General features: G+C 61.0%; 23 protein-coding genes. 4 read left to right on the top strand and 19 right to left on the bottom strand.

Features of this window, described 5'->3' with window-relative positions; genetic code table 11:
* Positions 1–3: 3 nt before the first annotated feature.
* Both odhB and Q0974_RS07410 read right to left on the bottom strand, forming a co-directional pair.
* Positions 4–1281 (bottom strand): 2-oxoglutarate dehydrogenase complex dihydrolipoyllysine-residue succinyltransferase, encoded by a 1278-nt coding sequence (odhB, locus tag Q0974_RS07415; protein WP_299324407.1) that lies wholly within the window; start codon positions 1279–1281, stop codon positions 4–6.
* Position 1282: 1 nt separating this feature from the next.
* The gene (locus tag Q0974_RS07410) at positions 1283–4186 is read right to left on the bottom strand and encodes a 2-oxoglutarate dehydrogenase E1 component (protein WP_299324404.1); all 2904 of its coding nucleotides are present in this window, start codon (positions 4184–4186) and stop codon (positions 1283–1285) included.
* A gap of 148 nt (positions 4187–4334) precedes the next feature.
* Between Q0974_RS07410 and Q0974_RS07405 the strand changes: the two genes are divergently transcribed.
* A complete protein-coding gene (locus Q0974_RS07405; protein WP_299324402.1) occupies positions 4335–5282 on the top strand; it encodes a glycerophosphodiester phosphodiesterase family protein in 948 nt (315 codons plus the stop codon).
* On the opposite strand, the gene sucD is transcribed toward Q0974_RS07405, so the two are convergent.
* The 6 genes from sucD to Q0974_RS07375 all read right to left on the bottom strand — a co-directional run bounded on the left by sucD (position 5279) and on the right by Q0974_RS07375 (position 9508).
* On the bottom strand, positions 5279–6163 hold the full coding sequence (sucD, locus tag Q0974_RS07400) for a succinate--CoA ligase subunit alpha (protein WP_299324399.1): 885 nt from the start codon (positions 6161–6163) through the stop codon (positions 5279–5281). The genes Q0974_RS07405 and sucD overlap by 4 nt on opposite strands.
* On the bottom strand, positions 6160–6804 hold the full coding sequence (locus tag Q0974_RS07395; protein WP_299324397.1) for a hypothetical protein: 645 nt from the start codon (positions 6802–6804) through the stop codon (positions 6160–6162). Before Q0974_RS07395 ends, sucD begins: the two co-directional genes overlap by 4 nt.
* A gap of 106 nt (positions 6805–6910) precedes the next feature.
* Complete coding sequence (locus tag Q0974_RS07390) at positions 6911–7486, bottom strand: hypothetical protein (RefSeq protein ID WP_299324394.1); 576 nt, start codon at positions 7484–7486, stop codon at positions 6911–6913.
* Between the two features lie 2 nt (positions 7487–7488).
* Complete coding sequence (gene mdh, locus Q0974_RS07385; protein WP_299324392.1) at positions 7489–8454, bottom strand: malate dehydrogenase; 966 nt, start codon at positions 8452–8454, stop codon at positions 7489–7491.
* Between the two features lie 164 nt (positions 8455–8618).
* On the bottom strand, positions 8619–9122 hold the full coding sequence (locus Q0974_RS07380) for a hypothetical protein (protein WP_299324389.1): 504 nt from the start codon (positions 9120–9122) through the stop codon (positions 8619–8621).
* A gap of 5 nt (positions 9123–9127) precedes the next feature.
* Positions 9128–9508: a VOC family protein gene (locus tag Q0974_RS07375; RefSeq protein WP_299324387.1), complete on the bottom strand. Its 381-nt coding sequence runs from the start codon at positions 9506–9508 to the stop codon at positions 9128–9130.
* A 92-nt stretch (positions 9509–9600) separates the two neighbouring features.
* Here Q0974_RS07375 and Q0974_RS07370 point away from each other — a divergent pair, with 92 nt between their 5' ends.
* On the top strand, positions 9601–10113 hold the full coding sequence (locus Q0974_RS07370) for a winged helix-turn-helix transcriptional regulator (RefSeq protein ID WP_299324384.1): 513 nt from the start codon (positions 9601–9603) through the stop codon (positions 10111–10113).
* A gap of 2 nt (positions 10114–10115) precedes the next feature.
* Here the strand turns inward: Q0974_RS07370 and zapE are convergent, their stop codons facing one another.
* The 5 genes from zapE to Q0974_RS07345 form a co-directional block, all read right to left on the bottom strand.
* A complete protein-coding gene (zapE, locus tag Q0974_RS07365; protein WP_299324383.1) occupies positions 10116–11225 on the bottom strand; it encodes a cell division protein ZapE in 1110 nt (369 codons plus the stop codon).
* Complete coding sequence (locus Q0974_RS07360; RefSeq protein ID WP_299324380.1) at positions 11222–11674, bottom strand: PaaI family thioesterase; 453 nt, start codon at positions 11672–11674, stop codon at positions 11222–11224. The genes zapE and Q0974_RS07360 overlap by 4 nt, the downstream gene beginning before the upstream one ends.
* Before the next feature lie 14 nt (positions 11675–11688).
* Complete coding sequence (locus tag Q0974_RS07355; RefSeq protein ID WP_299324377.1) at positions 11689–12471, bottom strand: succinate dehydrogenase iron-sulfur subunit; 783 nt, start codon at positions 12469–12471, stop codon at positions 11689–11691.
* A gap of 107 nt (positions 12472–12578) precedes the next feature.
* Positions 12579–13946 carry a cell envelope integrity protein CreD gene (gene creD / locus Q0974_RS07350; RefSeq protein WP_299324375.1) on the bottom strand — a complete coding sequence of 456 codons (1368 nt, stop codon included), beginning with the start codon at positions 13944–13946 and terminating at the stop codon, positions 12579–12581.
* A gap of 84 nt (positions 13947–14030) precedes the next feature.
* Positions 14031–15038 carry a phosphoribosylglycinamide synthetase gene (locus tag Q0974_RS07345; RefSeq protein ID WP_299324372.1) on the bottom strand — a complete coding sequence of 336 codons (1008 nt, stop codon included), beginning with the start codon at positions 15036–15038 and terminating at the stop codon, positions 14031–14033.
* Between the two features lie 107 nt (positions 15039–15145).
* Between Q0974_RS07345 and Q0974_RS07340 the strand changes: the two genes are divergently transcribed.
* Complete coding sequence (locus Q0974_RS07340) at positions 15146–16294, top strand: alpha-hydroxy acid oxidase (RefSeq protein ID WP_299324370.1); 1149 nt, start codon at positions 15146–15148, stop codon at positions 16292–16294.
* Here Q0974_RS07340 and Q0974_RS07335 read toward each other — a convergent pair.
* The 6 genes from Q0974_RS07335 to sdhC form a co-directional block, all read right to left on the bottom strand.
* Positions 16291–17298, bottom strand: coding sequence for a C13 family peptidase (locus Q0974_RS07335; RefSeq protein WP_299324367.1), 1008 nt, complete (start codon positions 17296–17298; stop codon positions 16291–16293). The two genes, Q0974_RS07340 and Q0974_RS07335, sit on opposite strands and share 4 nt — an antisense overlap.
* A 10-nt stretch (positions 17299–17308) precedes the next feature.
* On the bottom strand, positions 17309–17689 hold the full coding sequence (locus Q0974_RS07330) for a hypothetical protein (protein WP_299324365.1): 381 nt from the start codon (positions 17687–17689) through the stop codon (positions 17309–17311).
* Positions 17690–17763: 74 nt separating this feature from the next.
* Positions 17764–18102: a hypothetical protein gene (locus tag Q0974_RS07325; protein ID WP_299324362.1), complete on the bottom strand. Its 339-nt coding sequence runs from the start codon at positions 18100–18102 to the stop codon at positions 17764–17766.
* 782 nt (positions 18103–18884) lie between these two features.
* Positions 18885–20687 carry a succinate dehydrogenase flavoprotein subunit gene (sdhA, locus tag Q0974_RS07320; RefSeq protein ID WP_299324360.1) on the bottom strand — a complete coding sequence of 601 codons (1803 nt, stop codon included), beginning with the start codon at positions 20685–20687 and terminating at the stop codon, positions 18885–18887.
* A complete protein-coding gene (gene sdhD / locus Q0974_RS07315; protein ID WP_299324357.1) occupies positions 20687–21067 on the bottom strand; it encodes a succinate dehydrogenase, hydrophobic membrane anchor protein in 381 nt (126 codons plus the stop codon). The genes sdhA and sdhD overlap by 1 nt, the downstream gene beginning before the upstream one ends.
* Positions 21067–21504, bottom strand: coding sequence for a succinate dehydrogenase, cytochrome b556 subunit (sdhC, locus tag Q0974_RS07310; protein WP_299324355.1), 438 nt, complete (start codon positions 21502–21504; stop codon positions 21067–21069). Before sdhC ends, sdhD begins: the two co-directional genes overlap by 1 nt.
* Before the next feature lie 155 nt (positions 21505–21659).
* Here sdhC and Q0974_RS07305 point away from each other — a divergent pair, with 155 nt between their 5' ends.
* A complete protein-coding gene (locus tag Q0974_RS07305) occupies positions 21660–22976 on the top strand; it encodes a methyl-accepting chemotaxis protein (protein ID WP_299324353.1) in 1317 nt (438 codons plus the stop codon).

The raw sequence follows: 22976 nt of genomic DNA, 5'->3' as shown, positions 1-22976 counted from the left end.
TGTCTAGAGATCGATCAGAAGCCGCATCGGATCTTCGAGCGCTTCCTTCATGCGGACGAGTGCGGTCACCGCCTCGCGGCCATCGATCAGGCGGTGATCATAGGAGAGCGCCAGATACATCATCGGCCGGGCGGCGATCGAGCCGTCATCGAGCACAACCGCGCGCTGCTCGATCCGGTGCATGCCGAGCACGGCGGATTGCGGCGGGTTGATGATCGGCGTCGAGAGCAGTGAGCCGAACACGCCGCCATTCGAAATGGTGAAGGTGCCGCCGCGCATCTCGTCCATCGACAGCGTGCCATCCTTCGCGCGCTGCCCGAAATCGGCGATCGTCGTTTCGATCTCGGCAAAACTCATGCTTTCGGCGTTGCGGATGACCGGGACGACAAGGCCATTCGGCGCGGACACGGCGACCGAGACGTCGACATAATCGTGATAGACGATCTCGTCGCCATCGATCTGCGCATTGACCGAGGGTACGTCGCGCAAGGCGAGACAGGCGGCTTTCACAAAGAAGCCCATAAAGCCAAGGCGGATGCCATGCTTCTTCTCGAACAGCTCTTTATACTGTTTGCGCGCATCCATGACGGCCGTCATGTCGACATCGTTGAACGTGGTCAGCAGTGCCGCGGTATCCTGCGCATCCTTTAGCCGCTTGGCGATCGTCTGGCGTAGCCGGGTCATCCGGACGCGTTCTTCCTTGCGCTCACCAGAGGCGGCAGGCGCGGGTTGCGGGGCAGTAGCAGCCGCGGGTTCGGTGCGTTCCATGCTCGGTTCGCGGGCCTCGGCCTTTTCTGCCTTGGCCGCGGTCAGCACATCGTCCTTGGTCAACCGGCCGTCCTTGCCGGTGCCCTTGATCTTGGACGGGTCGAGTCCATGCTCCAGCACCAGCCGGCGCACGGCGGGCGACAGGGTCAGCGGCGGGCCGTCCGTATCGGGCGCCTCGCTTTTCGTCTCCTCGGCCGCGCTTGCCTGCTTGGCGGGCGCCGCCTTCTCGGCTGGCGGATCGGCTTTTTCCGCGCTCTTGCCTATGGATGCGCTCGCACCCTCGCCGATGCGCGCAATCACCGCGCCAACCTCGATCGTATCACCGACTGCCACGACATGTTCTTCGAGCACGCCCGCGACGGGCGACGGCACCTCCACGGCAACCTTGTCCGTCTCCAGGCTCGCAATCGGCTCGTCGCGGCCGACCGCGTCGCCCGGCTGTTTCAGCCATTCGCCAAGCGTGGCTTCGGTGATCGATTCGCCCAGCGTCGGGACTTCAACATCGGTTGCCATTCTACTTCTTTCCTTGGCTATGGCCGAGCGCCGCGGCGACCAGCGTTTCCTGCTGTTCGGTATGGCGTTTGGCGAGGCCGGTTGCCGGCGATGCGCTCGGCTCGCGGCCCGCATAGTCTGGTCTGTTGGGGCCGACACCGGCCTCTTCGAGACATTCCTCGATATAGTGGCGGGCAAACATCCACGCACCCTGATTTTTCGGTTCTTCCTGCGCCCAGACGACGGTCTCCAGATTGATCATGCGCTTCAGCCGCACGACCAGCGGTTCTCCGGGAAAAGGATAGAGCTGTTCAAGCCGGACAATGGTCGTATTCTTGTCCTTGGCCGCATCGCGCGCTTCGAACAGGTCGTAAGCTACCTTGCCCGAACACAGCACCAACCGTTTCACATCTTTGTCGTCGGGCGCATTGGGATCGGACTTGATCCGCATGAAATGCGAATCCCCGAGAAAATCCTCGAGATCCGAAACCGCCGCCTTGTGCCGCAGCAGCGATTTGGGCGTCATGATGACGAGCGGCTTGCGGAATGGCCGCAACATCTGGCGGCGCAGGACATGGAAATAATTGGCCGGCGTCGTGATATTGCAGACCTGCATATTGTCCCCGGCGCAGAGCTGCAGGAAGCGTTCGAGCCGCGCCGAGCTATGTTCGGGTCCCTGTCCTTCATAGCCATGCGGCAAGAGCATCACGAGGCCATTGGCGCGCAGCCATTTGGCTTCGCCCGATGCAATGAATTGATCGATCATGATCTGCGCACCATTGGCGAAATCGCCGAACTGCGCTTCCCACAGCACGAGCGTCTTCGGATCGGCCAGCGCATAACCATATTCGAAACCGAGCACGCCATATTCGGACAGCGGGCTGTTCAGCACTTCGAACCGGCCGCCCGTGACATGATGGAGCGGGGTGTAACGCTCGGCCGTTTCCTGATCGACCCATTCGGCATGGCGCTGACTGAACGTGCCACGCCCCGAATCCTGGCCGGAAAGTCGGACATGATAGTCCTCGTTTATCAGCGTCCCGAAACCGAGCGCTTCGGCTGTCGCCCAATCGAAGCCTTCGCCGCTTTCGAACATCGCGCGCTTGGCATCGAGAATGCGCCCGAGCGTCTTGTGGATCGTCACATCGTCGGGGACGGTCGTCAGAATTTCGCCGATCGATCGCAGCGTCTTTTCCTTGACGCCTGACACGATACCGCGCCGGGCCGTCTCCGGATCGGCTGGCATGCCGAGCCCTTCCCAACGCCCGCCGAACCAGTCAGCCTTGTTGGGCAGATAGCTTTTCCCAGCCTCGAATTCCTCGTCGAGCATCGCGTTGAAGGAATCGGTCGCCTCATCGACCCAATTCTCGCCGATAACGCCTTCGGTCACGAGCCGCTCACCATAGACTTTCGAAACCTTCGGATGCGAGCGGATCGCGCGGTACATGAGCGGCTGGGTGAAGCTCGGCTCATCGCCCTCATTATGGCCGAAACGGCGATAGCACCACATGTCGATAACGACGTCCCGGTGGAAGGTCTGGCGGAACTCGATGGCGAGCTTACAGGCGAAGGTCACGGCTTCGGGATCGTCGCCATTGACGTGCAGGATCGGCGCCTGGACCATCTTCGCAATGTCCGACGGATAGGGCGAGGAGCGCGCGAATTGCGGGCTCGTCGTAAAGCCGATCTGATTGTTGATGACGAAATGGATACAGCCACCCGTATTATAGCCACGAATGCCGGAAAAGCCGAAACATTCCATAACGATACCCTGGCCGGCAAAGGATGCGTCGCCATGGAGCAGCACGGGCAGCACTTCCTTATGCTCGGTAAGGTCCTCGCGGTTGACCTGCGTCGCCCGGGTCTTGCCGAGCACCACCGGATTGACGGCTTCCAGATGCGAGGGATTGGGCACCAGCGACATATGGACGCTGATTCCGTCAAACTCGCGATCGGTTGACGTACCGAGATGATATTTGACGTCGCCCGAACCGCCGACATCCTCGGGATTGGCCGCGCCGCCCGCAAATTCGTGGAAGATCGCGCGATAGGGTTTGGCCATCACATTGGCGAGCACGTTGAGCCGGCCGCGATGCGCCATACCGATCACCATCTCGCGTACGCCGTCCGCACCGCCATATTTGATGATGGCCTCGAGCGCGGGAACCATGGACTCGCCGCCATCGAGCCCGAACCGCTTCGTGCCGACATATTTCTTGCCGAGAAAGCTCTCCCACTGCTCGGCTTCGATCACCTTGCGGAGGATCGCCTCCTTGCCTTCGGGCGTAAACTGGATCGAGGCTTCCTTGCCCTCCATCCGCTCTTGGAGGAAGCGGCGCTCCTCCAGATCGTTGATGTGCATATATTCAAGGCCGACCGGCCCGCAATAATTGTCGCGCAGGATCGCAACGATCTCGTTGACCGTCGCGATTTCCATGCCGAGCGCGCCGCCCAAATAGACGGGCTTGTCCAGCTCCTCGGCCGTAAAGCCGTGAAATTCGGGCGTCAGATCGGCCGGAAGCTCGCGCTCGTGGAGCTTGAGCGGATCGAGATTCGCCGCAAGATGGCCGCGCACACGATAGGTGCGGATCAGCATCATCGCGCGGATAGCGTTGCCCGCCGCCCGTTCGATCTCGTCCGACGACAGCGGTTTGCGGGAATAGGAGGGCGCGGCGGGCGGATGATTGGGGTCCGCGATCGTCATCTGCGTCGGATCGAGGCCCGACGTAACCGCGTCTGTCGTTATGACCGGCCAGCCCGGGCGTTGCCAGCTCGGGCCGCTCGTCGTCGCCTCCAATCCGTCGAAAAAGCCGCGCCAGCTCGCATCCACCGCATCGGGGTTTTCCCGGTACTTGCGATACAAGCCTTCAACGAAAGATGGGCTGACGCCTGCCAGCTCGTCGAAATTCAGGCCTTCCAAGCCCATCGAACCTATCCTTTTTCCGCCTGTGGCGACGGAACAAAATGCGATATGGCCCCTCTATCATATCGGCACAATGTTCAAGACCTGATTGAGACGATCTTGCCGATCAAAGGCCAAAAACCTGTCACAGAAAAGGACTACGGCGTTCCGCATGACCCATATTCCCAAAATCCTCTTATTCGCGGCTTGTGGCGCACTCGCTGCCTGCGCGTCTCCGATCTTGTTGACCGAGTCGCGGCTGCCGGAGCCCAGCACGGCCATGGTCATGCCAGAAGGCGGGCTGGGCGCGTTCCTCGCCTGCATGCGCGAACGCGATGCGACGTTAATCAGTGCGCACCGGGGCGGACCGGAGCCGGGCTTTCCCGAGAATGCGCTCGAAACGCTCGTCCATGTGATGGCGCAGGCGCCGATGCTGCTCGAAATCGATGTCCGGCGCTCAAGCGATGGCGTTTTGCTGCTCTTTCACGATGCAGAGCTTGACACGGATACCGAAGCTTCCGGGCCATTCGCCGCGCAAACCGCTGCAACGCTTCGTACCTTGCGACTAAGAGACAATGATGGCCAACTTACCGAGGCGCGCATTCCGGCGCTTGCCGACATAGTCGAATGGGCGCGCGGGCGCGCTGTGCTGCAGCTCGATGTCAAACGCGGCGTCCCGCATGAAGAGGCTGTTGCAATGCTCCAGGCGCATGATGCAGAGGATTACGCCGCGATTATCACCTATACGATTCCCGACGCCGCGCGGGTTACGGCGGCAAGCGACCGGGTCATGATCTCGACATCAATCGACGAGATCGAGGATCTCGATGCGTTGATCGCACGCGGCATACCACCCGAACGGATCATAGCCTGGACCGGTCTCGATACGCCGCGTCCCGAACTCTGGGCGGCGCTGGCCGAACGCGGCGTCAGCGCCAATTTCGGTACGCTATGGACGCTGGACGAAGCGATCGCGGCTGCTGGCAGTGATGAAGCCTATGCCCGCTTTGCCCAGCAGGGCGCCGATATTCTGTCGACGGACCGCCATCATCAGGCCTTTGCCGCGCTTGAAACGCGTCAGAATACGGCCGAAGCCGTGCGCGCCTGCGGCGCGCGTTAGCCCTGCAACAGAGCGGCGAGTGTCGTACCGAGTTCGGATGGGCTCGGCGACACCGCAATCCCGGCCGCTTCCATCGCCGCGATCTTGTCGTCCGCGCCGCCTTTACCGCCAGACACAATCGCGCCGGCATGGCCCATGCGGCGGCCCGGTGGCGCTGTGCGGCCCGCAATGAAACCGACGACCGGCTTCGAACGGCCCGCCTTGGCTTCGTCGGCTAGGAACTGCGCGGCTTCCTCTTCCGCGCTCCCGCCGATTTCGCCGATCATGACTATGGATTCGGTTTCGTCGTCCGCGAGGAACATCTCCAGCACGTCGATGAAATTGGTGCCGTTCACCGGATCGCCGCCGATCCCGACCGCCGTCGACTGACCGAGCCCGACGGCAGTTGTCTGATGCACGGCCTCATAGGTCAGCGTACCCGAACGGCTGACAACACCGACCGAGCCTTTGGAGAAGATACTGCCGGGCATGATGCCGATCTTGCACTCGTCCGGCGTCAGCACGCCCGGACAATTCGGCCCGATCAGGCGCGAGCTGGATTTTTCGAGATGGCCTTTCACGGTGACCATATCGAGCACGGGAATGCCCTCCGTAATCGCCACGATCAGCGGAATCTCCGCCTCGATAGCCTCGATGATCGACGCCGCCGCAAATTTGGGCGGCACATAGATTACGCTCGCATCGGCACCCGTCGCATCGCGCGCCTCGGCAACCGTATCGAAAACCGGCAGGCCGAGATGCTCCTGCCCGCCTTTGCCGGGCGTGACGCCAGCGACCATCTTGGTGCCGTAATCGAGGCCCTGCTGCGTATGAAACGTCCCGGTATCGCCGGTCATGCCCTGCGTGATGACCTTCGTGTTCCGGTCGACAAGAATGCTCATAGACCTTCAATCTCCAAATTGCTGGCGGACAATGTCAGTCCGGAAATAGGGATATTCATTGGAAGCTCGGCGTCCGGGGCGGCGAAGAAAATCTCCATATCGAGATGCCCGGGCTTGAGGCCGCCATTCCATTTATAGGCCACGAGCCCGTCCGAAGGCCGTGAGACAGCTTCTGGCGCGCGACGCGCCCAGCTGGATAATGTCTCCGCATCAGGCTCGGCCGTTGCTTCGAAATCGTACAATCGGCAGCCGGTCGTCCTAATCTCGTCGATCCGTGCGCCGGAAAGCACGATATGAAGCGAGCGACCCGAAATAGTCCGCCGGAAGACGCCATTGTCGAGAATCTCGGTCGGTGTTTCGCCGTCTTCCAGCTCTTCATTCTCGATGGCCGCACGCCCGAAAGTGATCAGCCGCCCCATTATGCTGTCGGCATCGGGCTCATAGAGTTCCCAGCCCGCCGCCTCGACTGAGGCGCGATTGACGGCTGGGTCTTCGACACCGGAACAGGCCGTTGCAAAGGCTGCCAAAATATCGTCCAGCGGATAGTCGCCGGTAGACACGTGGTCGTCCGCAGCAGCCGGGGCCGAGATAGCTAGTCCGGCCGAAGCGATCGCCACGAGGATAGCGTGCGCCCGTATCATCTGCGGTTTTCATCATCGTAGACGGCGGACCCCGACCATTCGGCGAGGTCAGCCGCACGGAAGCCGGAAAACGCTGATCCGGCAGCCGGGTCGCACAAGGCCGTCATCAGTTGCGCGGTACCGTCTGCGTGGCAACGAGCGCCAGGCCGCTGGCGGGCACGGTCGCAGCGAGCGGGCTGTCCGCGGGAATGAAGGTTATGACCGTTTCATTCTGCGCTTCGGCGAGCGCGCTCGGAGACCAGCTATAGCTATGCGCCGCCGCGCCGACACCGCCGCTCTGCGCGCTCGGTTGCCGTCCCGCCCACGGAACGAGCGTCGCGAGATCGGGCATTGCCGGCGCCGTAAAATCATAGAGCCGGCATCCCCGGGCGATCGAATTGCCGTCCTGCGCCTCGCTGAGCGCGAGATACAGCGTCCGGCCGGCAAGCGTCCCCCGATATTGCAGACCCGCTACGCCGCCCGCGACATTCTGTTGTCCGATGCTGACAAGCGCGCCGAGCTGGCTATCGGCCGCCGGCGCAAATTGCTCCCAGCCTTGCGACGCGACGCGCGTGCTCACGGCGTTCATATCGCTGAGATCGGAACAGGCATTGGCAAACGCCACGAGCACCTCGTTCGTCGGGTAGGCGGGCGGCGTTTCAGCAGGCGTAGCGGCTTGGAGCAGAAGAAGAGCTGCAATCATGGTTATGCCTCCAAAGAGCTGTCGAGATTCTTACAGGCTTCGAGCAGTTCCTTTACCGCGTCGACCGAAACGTTGAAATTTTCGCGAGCCTCGTCGCCGAGTTCGATCTCAACGACCCGCTCAACGCCATCCGCACCGATCACGACCGGAACGCCGACATAGAGGTCGTCGACGCCATATTGGCCGGTGAGATGCGCAGCCGCGGGCAACACACGCTTCTTATCTTTCAGATAGCTCTCGGCCATCATGATGGCGCTCGTCGCGGGCGCATAATAGGCACTGCCATTGCCGAGCAGCCCGACAATCTCGCCGCCACCGCCGCGCGTGCGCTGGACGATTGCGTCGATCTTCTCCTGCGTCGACCAGCCCATCTTGATCAGATCGGGGATCGGAATGCCCGCCACGGTCGAATAGGCCGGCACCGGCACCATCGTGTCGCCATGGCCGCCAAGCACGAAGGCCGTCACGTCCTCGACCGACACGCCGAATTCCTCGGCGAGAAAATGGCGGAACCGCGCGCTGTCCAGCACGCCGGCCATGCCGCAGACCTTGTTATGCGGCAGCCCCGAAAATTCGCGCAGCGCCCAGACCATCGCATCCAACGGATTGGTGATACAGATAACGAAGGCGTCGGGCGCATGCGCCTTAATGCCTTCGCCAACCGCCTTCATGACCTTGAGGTTGATCTCGAGCAGATCATCACGGCTCATGCCGGGCTTGCGTGGGACACCAGCGGTAACGATGCAGACGTTCGCGCCCGCGATATCGGCATAGTCGTTGGTGCCCTTGAGCGCGGCGTCATAGCCTTCGACCGGCCCGGCCTGCGCCAGATCGAGCGCCTTGCCCGCCGGCATACCCTCGGCGATGTCGAACAGAACGACATCCCCCATTTCCTTCATTGCGGCCAGATGGGCGAGCGTGCCGCCGATCATCCCGGCACCGATAAGCGCGATCTTGTTGCGAGCCATGTCTATCCTCTTGTCTGCTGGCCAACGTCCCTGAAACGCGCCGGGCTTAGACGGTGAGGCATGAGTCGGCAACTGTTCGATGCCGCAATTTTACGGCTTTGCGGACTGCGTTTATGAGGAATGTTGGACGTCGCCTGTCGGTCGGAAACAGACAGAAGCCAAGGTCAGTCTGCAGAGCCTCCGATAGTGAGCCGGTTTAGCGAGTAACGGGCAAATTCCTGCCACTCTCCAGTGGCATTCTGCATCGCGTCGACAATTTCCAGCCGGTTGCCACCCACCCGCCGGTAATGGGTGCGGCCGCGATCGCCCCAATGGGCCACGAGCGTTTCGCCGTCGATCGCGCCGTTCAGCAGATGAACATTACCCATGCTGTCGAACCATTGGCCAGTCCAAGCCCGTTCACCGTGCGCGTGATAAAGGCCAAGTCCTTCGAAATATGTGGTGCCGCCATCGTTTGCGGCTGCCGCGAAACGATATCGGAACGCATGGAAGCGGCCGCCGAGAGTGTCTTCGACGGTCAGCGTCGCCATACTCTCCTGTCCGGAAAACTGGCCAGACCCCGCCCAATCGCCCGTAATCCATTCGGCGAAAGTCTCGCCATCCTGCGCCTGAGCCGGGGAGAAGGTCAGCAGCGACGTGATCAAGCCGATAATCAGTGCCTTGATCATCGCTCCTACTCCGCCGCCTCGCGCATATCCTGATACAGCATCAAGGGATTGTCGTCGGGATCGTAAAAAGTCAGCAGCCGAACGAGACCGGGTACGTCCTGGATCGGCCCGTCCTGTTTGACATGCTTGGCATCGAGATCGGCCTTGGCCGCTTCGATATCGGACGTGCCGAAAGTCGGCGTCACCCCGCCGCCGATCGCAACGGATTCGACCTGCGATAGTCCCATGCTGACCTTGTCGACCGCCGTTTCGAGTTCGCACCAACCGATCTCGTCGACGCGGTACATGAGAGTGAAGCCCAGCGTATCGAAATACCAGTCGATCGAACGATCCAGATCCGAGACACCCAAAGTGCAGGTCAGCCCGCCGTCGAAATCTATCCCCATTTTCGCATCCTCCCGATTTGATAGTCTTATTTTTATACTTTATATATATTGAGTCAATCGCGAATGGATCGATCATGCTTTCGGCCGACGATATGCGAAAACTCGGAGAACGGCGCTGGGCCGTACCAGTGCTGGCGGCGTTGACCGCCGAGGGCGGCGGCGCTCGTTTTGTCGTCCTGCTGAATCGGCTGGGCTGTGCGCGGTCGGCACTCGTCAGTACGCTCGATCATCTCAAGCGCCATGGCTGGGTGGCGCATAATCCGGGACACGGGCATCCGCTGCGCCCCGAATATATTCTTACCGAAGCGGGAGCCGCGGTGGCGTTGCGTGCCCAGGAAATTCTCGGTACGTCGACCAAACTCGGACTGGGCCCGGACGCCTTTCAGCGCTGGACGCTACCGCTTGCATCGGCGTTGCGTCCAGCCCCGCTGCGTTTCACCCAGCTCAAGACTGGGCTCGCTCCAGCGACGCCGCGCGCACTGTCGCTGACGCTCAAACAGATGATGGCGCATGAGCTGGTCGCGCGCGAGATTGTCGAGGATTTTCCGCCGGTGCCGCTCTATGGCCTGACGGATCGCGGCACGCAGCTCGCCCGAGCGATCTAGCGCTAAATGCCGTGCCCGGCGGCCATATAATCGGCCGATTGCATCTCTATCAGCCGCGACGCCGTGCGCTCGAATTCGAACGCGCCATCGCCGCTCTCGTACAGCGCGGTCGGCTGCGCATCGGCGGCGGCCAGCAGCTTCACCTTATATTCGTACAGCGCGTCGATCAGCGTCTTAAAACGCGCGGCCTCGTTGCGCTTTTCCGGCCCCATGACCGGGATACCGACGATAATCACCGTATGATATTTGCGCGCGACAGCGAGATAGTCCGGCGCCCCGCGCGCCTCGCCGCACAGGCGCTTGAAGGAAAACACCGCAACGCCCTTCAACGATTTCGGCACGTGCAGAGAGCGGCCGCCCGCGACGTCGATATCCTCGCTCGGTACATGCGCGGCATCGTCCGGGGAATAGTCGGTCAGGCGAAAAAAGGCCTCGCGAAGCTGCACCGTGGCCGCCTCACCATTGGGCACATACCAGGTCGGCATGCCGCCCAACCGATCGAGCCTGTAATCGGTCGGCCCGTTCAGCGGCACGATATCGAGCCGCTCGCTGATCAGATCGATAAAGGGCAGGAATAGCTCGCGATTCTGGCCATCTTTATAGAGGTCCACCGGGGGGCGGTTCGAGGTCGTCACGACGGTCACGCCCTTTTCGAGCAGCGCGGTAAACACGCGGGACAGGATCGCCGCGTCCGCCGTATTGTTCACGACCATCTCATCGAGCGCGAGCAACCGCGCCTGATCGCGCAGCGCATCGGCAACGGGCAGCACCGGATCGCCCTTTTCCTTCGCCCGTTCGGCGCGCAGTCGGTTGTGCACGTCGAGCATGAATTCGTGAAAATGCACGCGCCGCTTGGAGGGCATGGCGAGGCATTCGAAGAACAGATCCATCAGCATCGATTTGCCACGCCCGACCCCGCCCCAGAGATAGACGCCGCGTATCGGCTCCGGCTTGCGCCCCAGCGCACGCCAGAGAATGCTGCCGCGCCGCGGTGCAACCTCCAGCGCCTTGCTGAGTTCCGCAAGATGCGCGACCGCCCGTTCCTGATCGGGGTCGGGCCGCAGCTCGTCGGCCGCGACCAGCTCCCGATAGCGCGCGGCCAGCGCTGTCATTTCGGCGGGCCGGCCTTGCGTATCGTTCCGGAAAAAGCCGCCACCTTCGCGTCGTCCTGCACCACGATCCCGCGCAGGAATACCAGCCGACCGGTCTCGCGCAAAATCTCGACCTCAGCATCGAGCGGGCGATCCAGAAGCCCCGGCCCGATAAATTGCACCGACATATCGACGGTAACAGACCGCCCCATATGACTGATCCCCAGCACCGCCGAGCCGGCGAAAAGTGCGGCATCAATAAAGGTCATCACCGCGCCGCCATGAACGACATCGGCTAGATTGGCATGGATCGGCTGCGGCCACATCCGGCAGCGGGACGTCGTGTCGCTCTCCTTGCGGACGCGGAACGGGCCGAGCACTGTATTGAACCGCTCCTCGCCGACGAGTTCCCAGATCATCCAGCCCGGATTGTCGGGATCGGGTTCGTGGCGGAATTTGGAGTCTGACAAGAGCTTCGCCCCGCTCAAACAGAGCGTTCGAGCATCATCTTTTTCGTCTCGGCGATCGCCTTGGCCGGCGACAAGCCTTTCGGACAGACATTGGCGCAGTTCATGATCGTGTGGCAGCGATAGAGGCGGAACGGGTCCTCAAGTTCGTCAAGCCGCTCGCCCGTATGTTCGTCGCGGCTGTCGGCGAGCCAGCGATAGGCCTGGAGCAGGATCGCGGGGCCGAGAAACTTGTCCGAATTCCACCAATAACTCGGGCAGCTCGTGGAGCAGCAGGCGCACAGGATGCACTCATAGAGTCCATCGAGCTTCGCGCGTTCTTCGGGCGATTGCAGGCGCTCTTTGCCGGACGGCTCGGGCGTTTCGGTCTTCAGCCAAGGCTGGATCGAGGCATATTGCGCGTAGAAATGGGTGAAATCGGGCACGAGATCCTTGATCACATCCATATGCGGCAGCGGCGTGATCGTGATTTCCTTCTTGTCGCAATCCTCGATCGCGGTCGTGCAGGCGAGGCCGTTCGAGCCGTCGATATTCATCGAGCAGCTCCCGCAAATCCCCTCGCGGCAGGAGCGGCGGAAGGTCAGCGTGCTGTCCTGTTCGCCCTTCATCTTGATCAAGGCATCGAGCACCATGGGGCCACAACTGTCGAGATCGACCTCGAACCGGTCGTAGCGCGGATTCTCACCGCTATCGGGATCGTAACGATAGACTTTGAAGGTAACCGTGCGGGCGCCGTCCGATTTATGGACCTTGCCGTTCTTCCTGACCTTGCTGTTCTTCGGAAGCGTGAATTCAGCCATGATGCGTTCGATTTCCTTGCCGTGCAGCAGCGAGATAGCGCGTCATGCCGCACTGCGGAAGGGGGCGCCGCAGGCAAATTTTCGATGGAGGCAATCGAGCGGCGCGCCTATTGCGCTTCGGCCGCCGATCGACCCCAATCGATGTTGCGCGTCAGGTACATGACGGCTGCCAGCGCCGCGAAGAGCATCAGCGAACCAATCAGCAGCGAGAGGCTTTCGAGATTGAGCAGCGCATATATGGCCGCATAGAGGCCGATCATCAGCGCGCCCATCATGCCGGCCCGCCGCCAGCTGCCGAGTACGGCGGCGGAATAGGCCGTATTGAGCCCGACGATCGCAGCCGCAGCCACGATATAGGCCCAGGCGAAGCCGATAATCTCGGCAAAGGCGAGCAGCATCACGAAGAAGAGCACCAGCGCCGCGCCCAGAAGCAGATATTCGATCGTCGATACGCGCACGCCGCCAATCAGGTCGAACATCAGATAGGCAAGGAAGGTGAAACCGATGATCAGAAAGCCGTATTTCACCGACCGGTCGACCTGCGAATAAAGATCGACGGGCTGGAAAAGGCCGACGCGCGCTTCGGTCGTTGCCGCTGGGACATCGTAGCGCGGATCGAGGCTCGGCTGCGCCACAACCATCTCCTCGGCCGCCGCATCGCCGGTCATCACAAGCGACCGCCCCAATGCAAGGTTCGGCACGCTGTAACTGGCGGTGAAGCCTTCACCGTCAATCTCGCGCTCGGGCGAAAAGCCGCCGGTGAATGAGGGGTGCGGCCAGCTCGAACTGACCTGCCAATCGGTATACCCGGCATGCGGCATCAGAGACAGCCGCTGATTGCCGCGCACCTCGAACGCCAAAGACGCTTCAAGCGGCCGGTCGGCTATCGCGCTCGCATCCACCGCTGCGGAAAAGCCGGACCGATTGCCGCCGCCCGGCGTCAGCGCGACGGGTTCACCATCGAAGCGGATTTCCGCCCGCTGGATACCACGCATATCGGATAGACCGAAGCGCAGCTCGGCGCGATCGAACGCCAGCGTCGTCGGATCGACGCCCTGCCGCATCAGATCAGCCGGCAAGCGATAAACCGCCTGGCCTTCATTCGCCGCCATGTAGACGATCGCTTCATAGATGGACCGCTGGCGCCGTTCGGGATCGATCTGGGTTGCGAGTTCGAAGCTCTCCGGCGCGAGCGTCAATTCGCGCCAGACTTCTCGCGTGCGCGTTGTCTGCTGTCCGTTTTCAGTGACCGTCTCGTTCGTTTCGGCATGATAGGGGATCATCAGATAGGGGCCGCTCAGCACCTGCGGCCCGCCCCAACCCTCGGCGATGGAGGTGAGCGCGGTCTGCGACTGCTGCTCACGGTCATAGACAAGCAACCAGATCGTAAAGAGCGGGATCGAAAGCAGAAACGCCACTAGGAGCACCATCGCCAGTTTGAACCCCGGCGACCGGCTATTTGCTGTCTCGCTCATATCACCCTCCACTCAACTCGTCGACAAAATAACTCGTTTCGTCGACGGCAGTGGCGGGAGGCGTCTGAACCCCGGCTTAATATTCTACAGGCTGATCAATCCGTTGCGCCTGAGGCTGTCGGCAAGGATCGTTTCCAGCAGATCGGCATGGCTGAAACCGGCAATAGCGGCGGATTTCGCCATCACTTTTTCCGACCAGAGATTGCAGTTGAGGTTGATCTCGATGAAATTGATATCGCCGGTGTTGCGATCGAGACGAAACTCGATCCGGCCATAATCGAAGGGCTGGAACTCGCGCGCGACCTTTTTCGCATATTCGGCGATCTTCGGTGCGAATTCCGGTTCTTCGAACTGTTTCAGCGTCGATTTTTCGGTATTCGCGACGAGATCGCGCTTCTCATAATAGGTCCAGAGCTTCTGCGTATCCTCGCGCTCATAGATGAGCATCGGCAGCATGACCGGATCGCCCATAGAGATAAAGGCCACCTGTACATCGTAACCGTCGAGATAAGGTTCGACGATCGCGTCATGACCCTGCCCGTGCATGTCGGCCACGGCATTGGCCACACCCGCCCAGTCATGCGCATCGGATATGCCCCAGCTTGCCGACGAGGCATTGGGCTTGATCACCCAGCGATCGGCCTGCGGGCAATCAGCTTCCTCGACCGGCGCGCCGCGCCGATAACAGAACCAGGGCGCCGTCGGCACACCGGCATGGACGCAGACGAGTTTCGAGCCGGACTTGTCATCGCCGAGCCCGCGCACGAACGGGATCGCGCCGACATAGGGAATGCGATGCATATTGCAGAGCAACGGGATCAGCATTTCCGAATTCACGAACCCGCCGCGGTTCAGCAGCGGAAAGACGAAATCGACGTTCGGATAGGTGAACAGCACATCATAGCTGTTTTCGACGCGCAGATTGAGGTCGAGCCCTTCAAGCGTCGTGCGCACTTCATGATGGTAGATCGCATGGTTGCCGTCTTCGGGATGCATGCCCCCGCCCCACAAGGCATGCTTGGCCATGAACATGATCCGGATCCGTTCTTTATCTGCGTCCGGTATTCGCAGCGGTTGCAAGGCTTCTGCCATGGCGACCTCCCTCATTGCGCCCCAAAGCTGCTCCCTAGCCCCATATTCTGCCCTTCGCCAGATGCCGCGGTAGGCAAGTTGGCGCGGCTGGTTTACACGACGCGGCCATGCGATTGATCGATTGTCACAATTTCGACGACTTCCGGACGCTGGCAAAGCGCCGGCTGCCCGGCCCAGTTTTCCATTATATTGATGGCGGGGCGGACGATGAGCGCACGCTTGCTCGCAACACACAGGCGTATGAGGAATGTGACCTCGTTCCCAACATATTGTCGGGCGCCGAAGAGGTCGATCTGACGACCACGGTCTTGGGCCGGACGATCGATATGCCGCTATTCCTGTCGCCGACAGCGCTGCAGCGTCTGTTCCACTGGCGTGGCGAGCGAGCCGTGGGCCGGGCGGCGGAGAGATTCGGCACCTATTTCGGGATCTCATCGCTTGCGACGGTCGGCATCGCGGAGATCGGCGCGACCATATCGAGCCCCAAAATGTTCCAGCTCTACGTCCACAAGGACAAGGGGCTGAACCGCGCCATGGTCGAGCAGTGCAAGGCGGCAGAGTTCGACGCGCTCACGCTCACCGTGGACACGATCGTCGGCGGCAACCGCGAACGCTGCCTGCGCACCGGGTTTACGTCCCCGCCGCGCATCACACCGCGATCCTTCCTCAGCTATGCGGCCAAGCCGGGTTGGGGGCTCAATTACCTGTTCCGCGAGAAGTTCGAGCTGCCCAATCTTTCCGGCCATATCGGTGAAGGCAGCAGTGTCGCCCTCTCAATCGGCGATTACTTTACCACCATGCTTGACCAGACGCTCGACTGGACCATGGCCGAGCAGATTCGCGCCGATTGGGGCGGCGAATTCTGCTTGAAAGGTATCATGTCAGTCGAGGACGCGAAACGCGCCGCCGATATTGGCGCAACGGCCATCATGGTGTCCAACCATGGCGGGCGGCAGCTCGACGGCAGCCGCGCACCGTTCGACCAATTGGCCGAGATTGTCGATGCAGTCGGCGACCGGCTCGACGTAATCTGCGATGGCGGCATCCGGCGCGGCAGCCATGTGCTGAAAGCGCTCAGCGTCGGCGCAAAAGCCTGTTCCGGGGGGCGGCTGTATCTCTATGCGCTGGCCGCGGCCGGGCAGGCCGGCGTCGAACGCGCACTCGGTAATCTGCGCTCAGAGATCGAGCGGGACATGAAGCTGATGGGCGTCAAGAGTGTCGGCGCGCTTGGCCGGGACAATCTGCGCTGGCGCTAGCGCCTCGCTGGCCGCGCATCCGCGTTCGCGGGCCTTCCGACCGGCGCCGTCGCACTTTGCGGCATTTGGCCTTCCAGCACGTCCAGCCAAGTGCCGGACTGCCGCCCGATGGCGATCTGCGGCTCTGATGGCGTCATGCCGATATCGGATTCCCATTGCGTGATCTTGATCCGCGCTTGCTCGAACGCGTCGGCCAGCGGTTGCGATCGCCTTAGCGACCGATTGATGAAGGCGTCACCGAAATAGGTCCAGTCATTGGTCGGCGTGCAGCCGAACGAGGTGCGATCGGCCGCAGCGGCGGAAACGACCACACTCGTCGGCGAGGACAGGCCGCGCACAAAGTTACCGGAAAAACAGGCATTCATGATGATCAGCCGGTTTGCGATGCGCAGCTGACCCATAATCGTCGACAGGCGCAGCGGCGACATGGTGCCATACCCCTGATCACCATAATAATAGACGATGCCTTCCGGCAGGCCGTGACTGGTCGCATAGAAGATCAGCACATCCTCGGCCGGGTCCATCAGCTCGGCAATCCGGGCCAGCGTTATCGACAGAGCGGTCAGCGAGCCGTGCGGCAGGCTCGCATCGCCGTTGCCATCCGGCGCGGCCAGGGTGATCACGCGATAGTCGGCGCCGTAGCGCCGGGCCAATACCCGTGCTGCCTCGCGCGCTTCGCGGCCGAATACGGGATCGCTGTCCAGCGCTATCGACAGGACATAGGCGTCCACGGTGCCCGGCCGCTGCGGCGCCAGAGCCGCAAGAGCATCGGTGAGGCGACGGTGATCGGCCAGCGCATCGTCCGGATCGATATCGTAGGCAAACTCCGTACCGGCATTGGCGCCAAGCACGGCTTCATGCGGCTGGACACGCGACAGAAAGGACGGCAGCGGCCGGGTATGGCTGACAGCGGGGTCAGTATCCGATTGCGCGGAAACAGGCGGTGCAACCCATGCAATAGCAGCGGTTACGGCAAACAGTGCCAGCTTGTGAACAGGCGACACTGCTACCCTCCTAGCCGACCACCGGATGCCCGCGATCGAGCATACAGTCGATAATGACATCCTCGCGCACGGCATTGGCTTCCGCCGATCCGCCGATCCCGCCGATCAGCGCGCCCAGGGCCGCGCCAACAAGCGCACCGCCAACCGAATCATCCTCGATAGCGCCGATGACCCCGCCGACCGCGGCGCCCGCGAGCGCATTATTGTCGACATGCCGGTCGATCTGCGGCGAGCGCGCCAGCGCCTGACAATCCTCCAGATCGGCATAATATTTTCCGCCCACCGGCCCATCGACAATGGGCTCATAATTGGCGCCGCTATGGGCGCAGGCGGCAAGCGCCAACGCGATCGGCAACAGACAGGCGGTACGCGGAATACTCATACTCTTCATCGCAACTTATCTCCCTCGGCGCCAGATATCACAGGGTTTCGCCGAGGACCAAAAACCGCACGCGGGCAAGCGCGCTAGATCAGCACTGCGATCAGCACAGCCAACGCGACGAACTGTGCGATAGCTAACAGGATAACCGTGCCGCGCAGGCGCGCCACCCGCGCTTCGCTCTGCGCATCGAGCGCGGCAATCGCTTCGGCCAATTCCTGCTTGGTCGGCAGGCTTTCCATCGCTTCGCGCAGCAGATCCGCATCGGAGGGCTGGCCCTCTTCCGGGGGCAGAATTTCGGTGCCGCCTTTGCGTTTGCCCAGCCGCTCGGCCAGCATACCGCCTGCCTTGGTCGCCGCCTCGACACCCACGCGCCGAACTTCCGGATGCGCCAGCGCGGAAACGATCCATGCCGGCCAGGCCACTAGGTTTCGGCCCCGGTGCCAAAACACCTACCGCAAAAATATGGCGGACAGATCAGATCGAAAGGCGCGCCGGGCATAGTAACTTTATGTTCAAGCGCATTTCGGCTTGAGATGGAAGCCATATTGCTGCCCTGCAGGGATTCGACCGATTTAGTCCAGGCGCACGATATAGATAAAATCAACATTTCACCAAATATGCCTGAATATAAAAAAGTACATCCAGGCAAAAATTAACAGTATGAACAATATGGTTTTCGAGGCTTGTCGAGGCAAAAATAATAATGCCAAAACAAAAACTAGAGAATCTACTGCTATAGTTACCCAAAATAGTACGGAGTTCCTATTCGTATTGATAAATTGAGACATATCCGGACGCCTAGGATCGTAAAGTACATTAACGCTTCTTCCCTCAGACAAGCGCTCGAAAGCTGCGATCTTAACTGGCTCTGTTCCGAAATGCGTCCGCCCCTCATGCTCAAAGCGGTAGCGAATGATTCTCCAACACGCTCTGCCGCAACGAGATTGGAAATCTTGATACGCTTCGCTTCCAATCGATCCTCGAAAATACACTGGTGAACTACAGCGGATGCCGCGACATCTCTTTAATATTCTTTCTGTGACAATCGCTGTGGTCGACGTGCCCGATGTCTGCAAATGGCGGATTTCGGCCTGTCTGGAGAAAGCCGTCCAGTTCATCCAGATAAAGATCATGACCATGAAGAAAACAATAAACCGAAACCAAAGCTTATTGCCTTCGTATTCTTCTAAATGGTCGTCTTCTCTCAATACACCCGCGCCTTGGGCTCGATATAGTCCGCTTCGTCGGTCAGCGTGAAATCATGAACGGGGCGGTAATCGATATCGACAGTGCCGTCCTTGCCGCCCCAGCCGGCAAAGGTCGTGACCGTGTGCTTCATCCAGTTTTCGTCGTCGCGATCTGGATAGTCTTCGTGCATGTGCGCGCCGCGGCTTTCCTTGCGGTTGGCGGCGCTGGCCATGGTAACCACGGCCTGGGACATCAGGTTATTGAGCTCGAGCGTCTCAATAAGGTCGGTGTTCCAGATCAGCGAACGGTCGCTGACGCGGACATCGGCAAGCTTCGCATTGACTGCTGCCATCTTCTCGACGCCCTCGTCGAGCAGCTTCGTATCGCGGAACACGGCGGCGTGCGCCTGCATCGTCTTCTGCATATCGAGCCGCAGCTCGGCGGTCGGCGTGCTGCCATCGGCATGACGAAAATGGTCGAGCCGCTCGAGCGCCATATCGGCGCTATCGTCCGGCAGCGGCTTTTGCGACGCACCCGCTTCCAGCTTGTCCTTGAGGCGTAAGCCGGTCGCCCGGCCGAACACGACGAGATCGATAAGCGAGTTGGAGCCAAGTCGATTGGCGCCATGCACGGACACGCACGCCGCCTCACCGACTGCGTAGAGCCCGGGCACGACAGCATCCGGATCGTCCGCCGTTGGGTTTACGACCTCGCCCCAATAGTTACAGGGAATACCGCCCATATTGTAATGCACGGTCGGGACGACGGGCAGCGCCTGACGCGTCAGATCGACGCCCGCGAAAATCTTGCCGGTTTCGGTAATACCCGGCAGGCGCTGGGCCAGCACGTTCGGATCGATATGGTCGAGGTGGAGAAAGATATGGTCTTTCTCGTCGCCGACCCCGCGGCCTTCGCGGATTTCCGTCGCCATGCAGCGCGAAACGACATCGCGCGAGGCGAGGTCTTTCGCTGACGGCGCGTAACGCTCCATGAAGCGTTCGCCCTCGGAATTCGTCAGATAACCACCCTCGCCACGCGCACCTTCTGTGATCAGCACGCCCGCGCCATAGATTCCGGTCGGGTGGAACTGGACGAATTCCATATCCTGCAGCGGCAGTCCGGCGCGCAGCACCATGCCTCCACCGTCGCCCGTGCAGCTATGCGCGCTCGTCGCGCTGAAATAGGCGCGGCCATAACCGCCGGTCGCGAGGACGACCGCCTGCGAGCGGAAGCGGTGGATCGATCCGTCTTCGAGGCACATGGCAATGACGCCCCGGCACTCGCCGTCCACCATGATCAGGTCGATCGCGAAATATTCGATGAAGAAATCGGCGTCATACTTCAAGCTCTGCTGATAGAGCGCGTGGAGCATGGCATGACCGGTCCGGTCGGCCGCGGCGCAGGTGCGCTGAACGGGCGGGCCTTCACCCATATTCTGCATATGGCCGCCAAAGGGGCGCTGATAGATGGTGCCGTCATCGTTGCGCGAAAACGGCACACCGGCATGTTCGAGCTCGTAGACCGCTTGCGGCGCCTCGCGGACCAGATATTCGATCGCGTCCTGATCGCCGAGCCAGTCCGATCCCTTGACGGTATCGTACATATGCCAAGTCCAGTGATCGGGCGTATTGTTGCCGAGCGATGCGGCAATCCCGCCCTGCGCCGCAACCGTGTGTGAGCGCGTCGGAAAGACCTTGGTGATGCACGCCGTTTTGAGGCCCGCTTCCGCGCTGCCCATCGTCGCGCGCAGGCCCGAACCGCCGGCACCCACGACGACGGAGTCGTATGTATGGTCGATAATCTTGTACGCGTCGGCCATTATACGGCGCCCCCGAAAGCGATTCTGGCGATGGAGAAGATGGCGATTGCGCCCGCCCCGACCGCGAAGAAATTGAGCAGCACGAGCAACCCGAGCTTCGAGGCTTCGTTATGCACATAATCCTCGATGAAGACCTGCAGGCCGAGCCGCAAATGCCAGAAAACATTGCCCGCAAGCAGGATCATCGCGATCGCGACCAGAGGTTTCGACAGCCACTCGGTGACGACCGCGTGGGAAAGGTCCGGCAGGCGCAGCAGCGATACGACGAACCAGCTCATCAGGAGCACATTCCCCGCCGCCGTCAGCCGCTGCATCCACCAGTGATGCGTGCCCTGTTTCGCCGAACCGAGACCGCGAACACGGCCGAGCCCCGTACCCATCAACCTTCTCCTCCGACTAGCGCGCCAATCGTCGGCCACAACAGCCATGCCCACAGGGCTACAGTCGCGAGAATGGCGCCGGCGACAACGGCAATCGACCAGGTCCGGTTAGTGTTCAGCTCATAACCCGCGCCCGCATCCAGAACGAAATGGCGCAGCCCATTGAAAAGATGCGTGAAAAACGCCCATGTGAGACCGATTCCGAACACCGCACCGACGATGTTGATCGCACCACTTTCGACAGTGAACAGGCCCAGAAACCAGTTATAGGTCTCTTCGCCGCTCGCGGCCGATAGCAACCATCCCGCAAATATCAGCCCACCGACAATAGCCAGGCCGAATCCGGTAATTCTGTGCAGGATAGACACCAGCATATTGGCGCCCCATCGCCAATGGGTGAGATGCGGCGATAACGGGCGAGAATGGTTGCGTGACATTATAGTCTCTATGGCTTTCCCAATGTGGGGTTCCTCTTAGACGAACGGCCTATGCATGCAAGCTGGGCTTTGGGGCAGTACGCACAAGGCTAACGCGCCCTTAACCAATCGCTTCTACTAGCATCTCCTGCAAATTTAATGCGGGCGATACACAGATGAACATCACGGACCATATTGCCGTTTTTGACCATGACGGCAGCCTGGAAACCGATATCAAGCGCATCGGCAATCTTGTCGACGGCAAGGAGCGCGTGCTCGCCAAAGAATTCTGGGATCGATTTATCGCACTCAACCCTTCGCTCGGGGCGATGAGCAGCGAACAGCTCGAAAAGGCGATCGGCTATTCCACCGAATATAGCGTCGAAAAAATGCACCGCCCGATGGAACGGCGCTGGATCGATATCGCCCAAAAGCATGCCGAGCGCATTCTCGCAGCCGGCATTTCTCCGAAAGAGCTATTTGCGGCGCTGTCCTTCGTAAATGGCGATGTGCTCAAGCTGATCGACGAAGGCACCCAGGACGATCCGGAAGAGCGACTCCGCCTCACCCGAGCCTATTTCCAGTTTTCCGCGCTCGAGTTCGAAATCACCTCCTCCTTCATCAACGAGATTCTGTTCAAGCAGGAAGAGGACAAGCGGCAGGAAAGCACGCGGATCTTCCGGGAAAAGATCGAACAGACCGTCAAGGATGCGACCGAGGACAGTATGGCCGTGATCGCCAATACCGACGATGCCTCGCAATCGGTACAAGGTATGCTCGGCAAGGCGTCCGAAGTTGCAGCTGCGGCCGAACAATCGGCGATCGCCATGCGCGAGGCCGCGCAGACCGCCGCCGGCCTGATCCGGGCTATCGAAGAGGCACGCAGCGAGGTCGAGACATCGGCCGACGTCGCAACACGGGCATCGGAACAGGCGCAGGAAGCTGTGCGCGTCAGCGAGGCGCTGTCCGAACATACGGTATCCATCGAATCCATCCTCGGACTGATCCGCGACGTGGCGGGTCAGACAAATTTGCTGGCGCTCAACGCCACCATCGAAGCCGCGCGGGCCGGCGATGCGGGGCGCGGCTTCGCAGTCGTCGCGCAGGAAGTGAAAAGCCTCGCCAATCAGACGGCGCAGGCCACCGACGATATCGCCAACAAGATCGCTGCCATCCAGTCGGCCACCGCCCAGACCGTCGAGACCAATGAGTCGATCCGGGCGACGGTCAACGAGGTTCAGGCCTCGGCCACCCGTATCAGACAGGCGATGGAGCAACAGGCGCAGACGGTGACGACGATTACCGCCGCTGTTGACGAAACGGCGCTCGCCGCCGATTCCATGTCTGGCACGATTGCGGCGATCCGCGAGGACAGCGAAAGCGTCTCATCGGATATCAGCCGCGTGTCGGAAGGCTTTCACGGAGTGGACGGTCATCTGCAGAAGCTGACCGGCGCGGCAGGCGAATTCGTCCGCCGCATGGCCGAGGGCTAA

Origin of the sequence: Parasphingopyxis sp. (genome assembly GCF_028279465.1) — a bacterium.
Taxonomy (GTDB): Bacteria; Pseudomonadota; Alphaproteobacteria; order Sphingomonadales; family Sphingomonadaceae; genus Parasphingopyxis.
This window is presented reverse-complemented; position numbering and strand designations above follow the sequence as displayed.

Bases quoted from the DNA above. Each gene is read 5' to 3' on its own strand.
- Q0974_RS07305 (WP_299324353.1), top strand. From the start codon at position 21,660: ATGAACATCACGGACCATATTGCCGTTTTTGACCATGACGGCAGCCTG.
- sdhD (WP_299324357.1), bottom strand. From the start codon at position 21,067: ATGGGTACGGGGCTCGGCCGTGTTCGCGGTCTCGGTTCGGCGAAACAG.
- Q0974_RS07355 (WP_299324377.1), bottom strand. From the start codon at position 12,471: ATGGCTGAATTCACGCTTCCGAAGAACAGCAAGGTCAGGAAGAACGGC.
- creD (WP_299324375.1), bottom strand. From the start codon at position 13,946: ATGAGCGAGACAGCAAATAGCCGGTCGCCGGGGTTCAAACTGGCGATG.
- mdh (WP_299324392.1), bottom strand. From the start codon at position 8,454: ATGGCTCGCAACAAGATCGCGCTTATCGGTGCCGGGATGATCGGCGGC.
- Q0974_RS07380 (WP_299324389.1), bottom strand. From the start codon at position 9,122: ATGATCAAGGCACTGATTATCGGCTTGATCACGTCGCTGCTGACCTTC.
- sdhC (WP_299324355.1), bottom strand. From the start codon at position 21,504: ATGTCACGCAACCATTCTCGCCCGTTATCGCCGCATCTCACCCATTGG.
- odhB (WP_299324407.1), bottom strand. From the start codon at position 1,281: ATGGCAACCGATGTTGAAGTCCCGACGCTGGGCGAATCGATCACCGAA.
- Q0974_RS07345 (WP_299324372.1), bottom strand. From the start codon at position 15,038: ATGGCAGAAGCCTTGCAACCGCTGCGAATACCGGACGCAGATAAAGAA.
- Q0974_RS07370 (WP_299324384.1), top strand. From the start codon at position 9,601: ATGCGAAAACTCGGAGAACGGCGCTGGGCCGTACCAGTGCTGGCGGCG.
- zapE (WP_299324383.1), bottom strand. From the start codon at position 11,225: ATGACAGCGCTGGCCGCGCGCTATCGGGAGCTGGTCGCGGCCGACGAG.
- Q0974_RS07340 (WP_299324370.1), top strand. From the start codon at position 15,146: ATGCGATTGATCGATTGTCACAATTTCGACGACTTCCGGACGCTGGCA.
- Q0974_RS07395 (WP_299324397.1), bottom strand. From the start codon at position 6,804: ATGATACGGGCGCACGCTATCCTCGTGGCGATCGCTTCGGCCGGACTA.
- Q0974_RS07390 (WP_299324394.1), bottom strand. From the start codon at position 7,486: ATGATTGCAGCTCTTCTTCTGCTCCAAGCCGCTACGCCTGCTGAAACG.
- sucD (WP_299324399.1), bottom strand. From the start codon at position 6,163: ATGAGCATTCTTGTCGACCGGAACACGAAGGTCATCACGCAGGGCATG.
- Q0974_RS07410 (WP_299324404.1), bottom strand. From the start codon at position 4,186: ATGGGCTTGGAAGGCCTGAATTTCGACGAGCTGGCAGGCGTCAGCCCA.
- Q0974_RS07375 (WP_299324387.1), bottom strand. From the start codon at position 9,508: ATGGGGATAGATTTCGACGGCGGGCTGACCTGCACTTTGGGTGTCTCG.
- Q0974_RS07405 (WP_299324402.1), top strand. From the start codon at position 4,335: ATGACCCATATTCCCAAAATCCTCTTATTCGCGGCTTGTGGCGCACTC.
- Q0974_RS07330 (WP_299324365.1), bottom strand. From the start codon at position 17,689: ATGAAGAGTATGAGTATTCCGCGTACCGCCTGTCTGTTGCCGATCGCG.
- sdhA (WP_299324360.1), bottom strand. From the start codon at position 20,687: ATGGCCGACGCGTACAAGATTATCGACCATACATACGACTCCGTCGTC.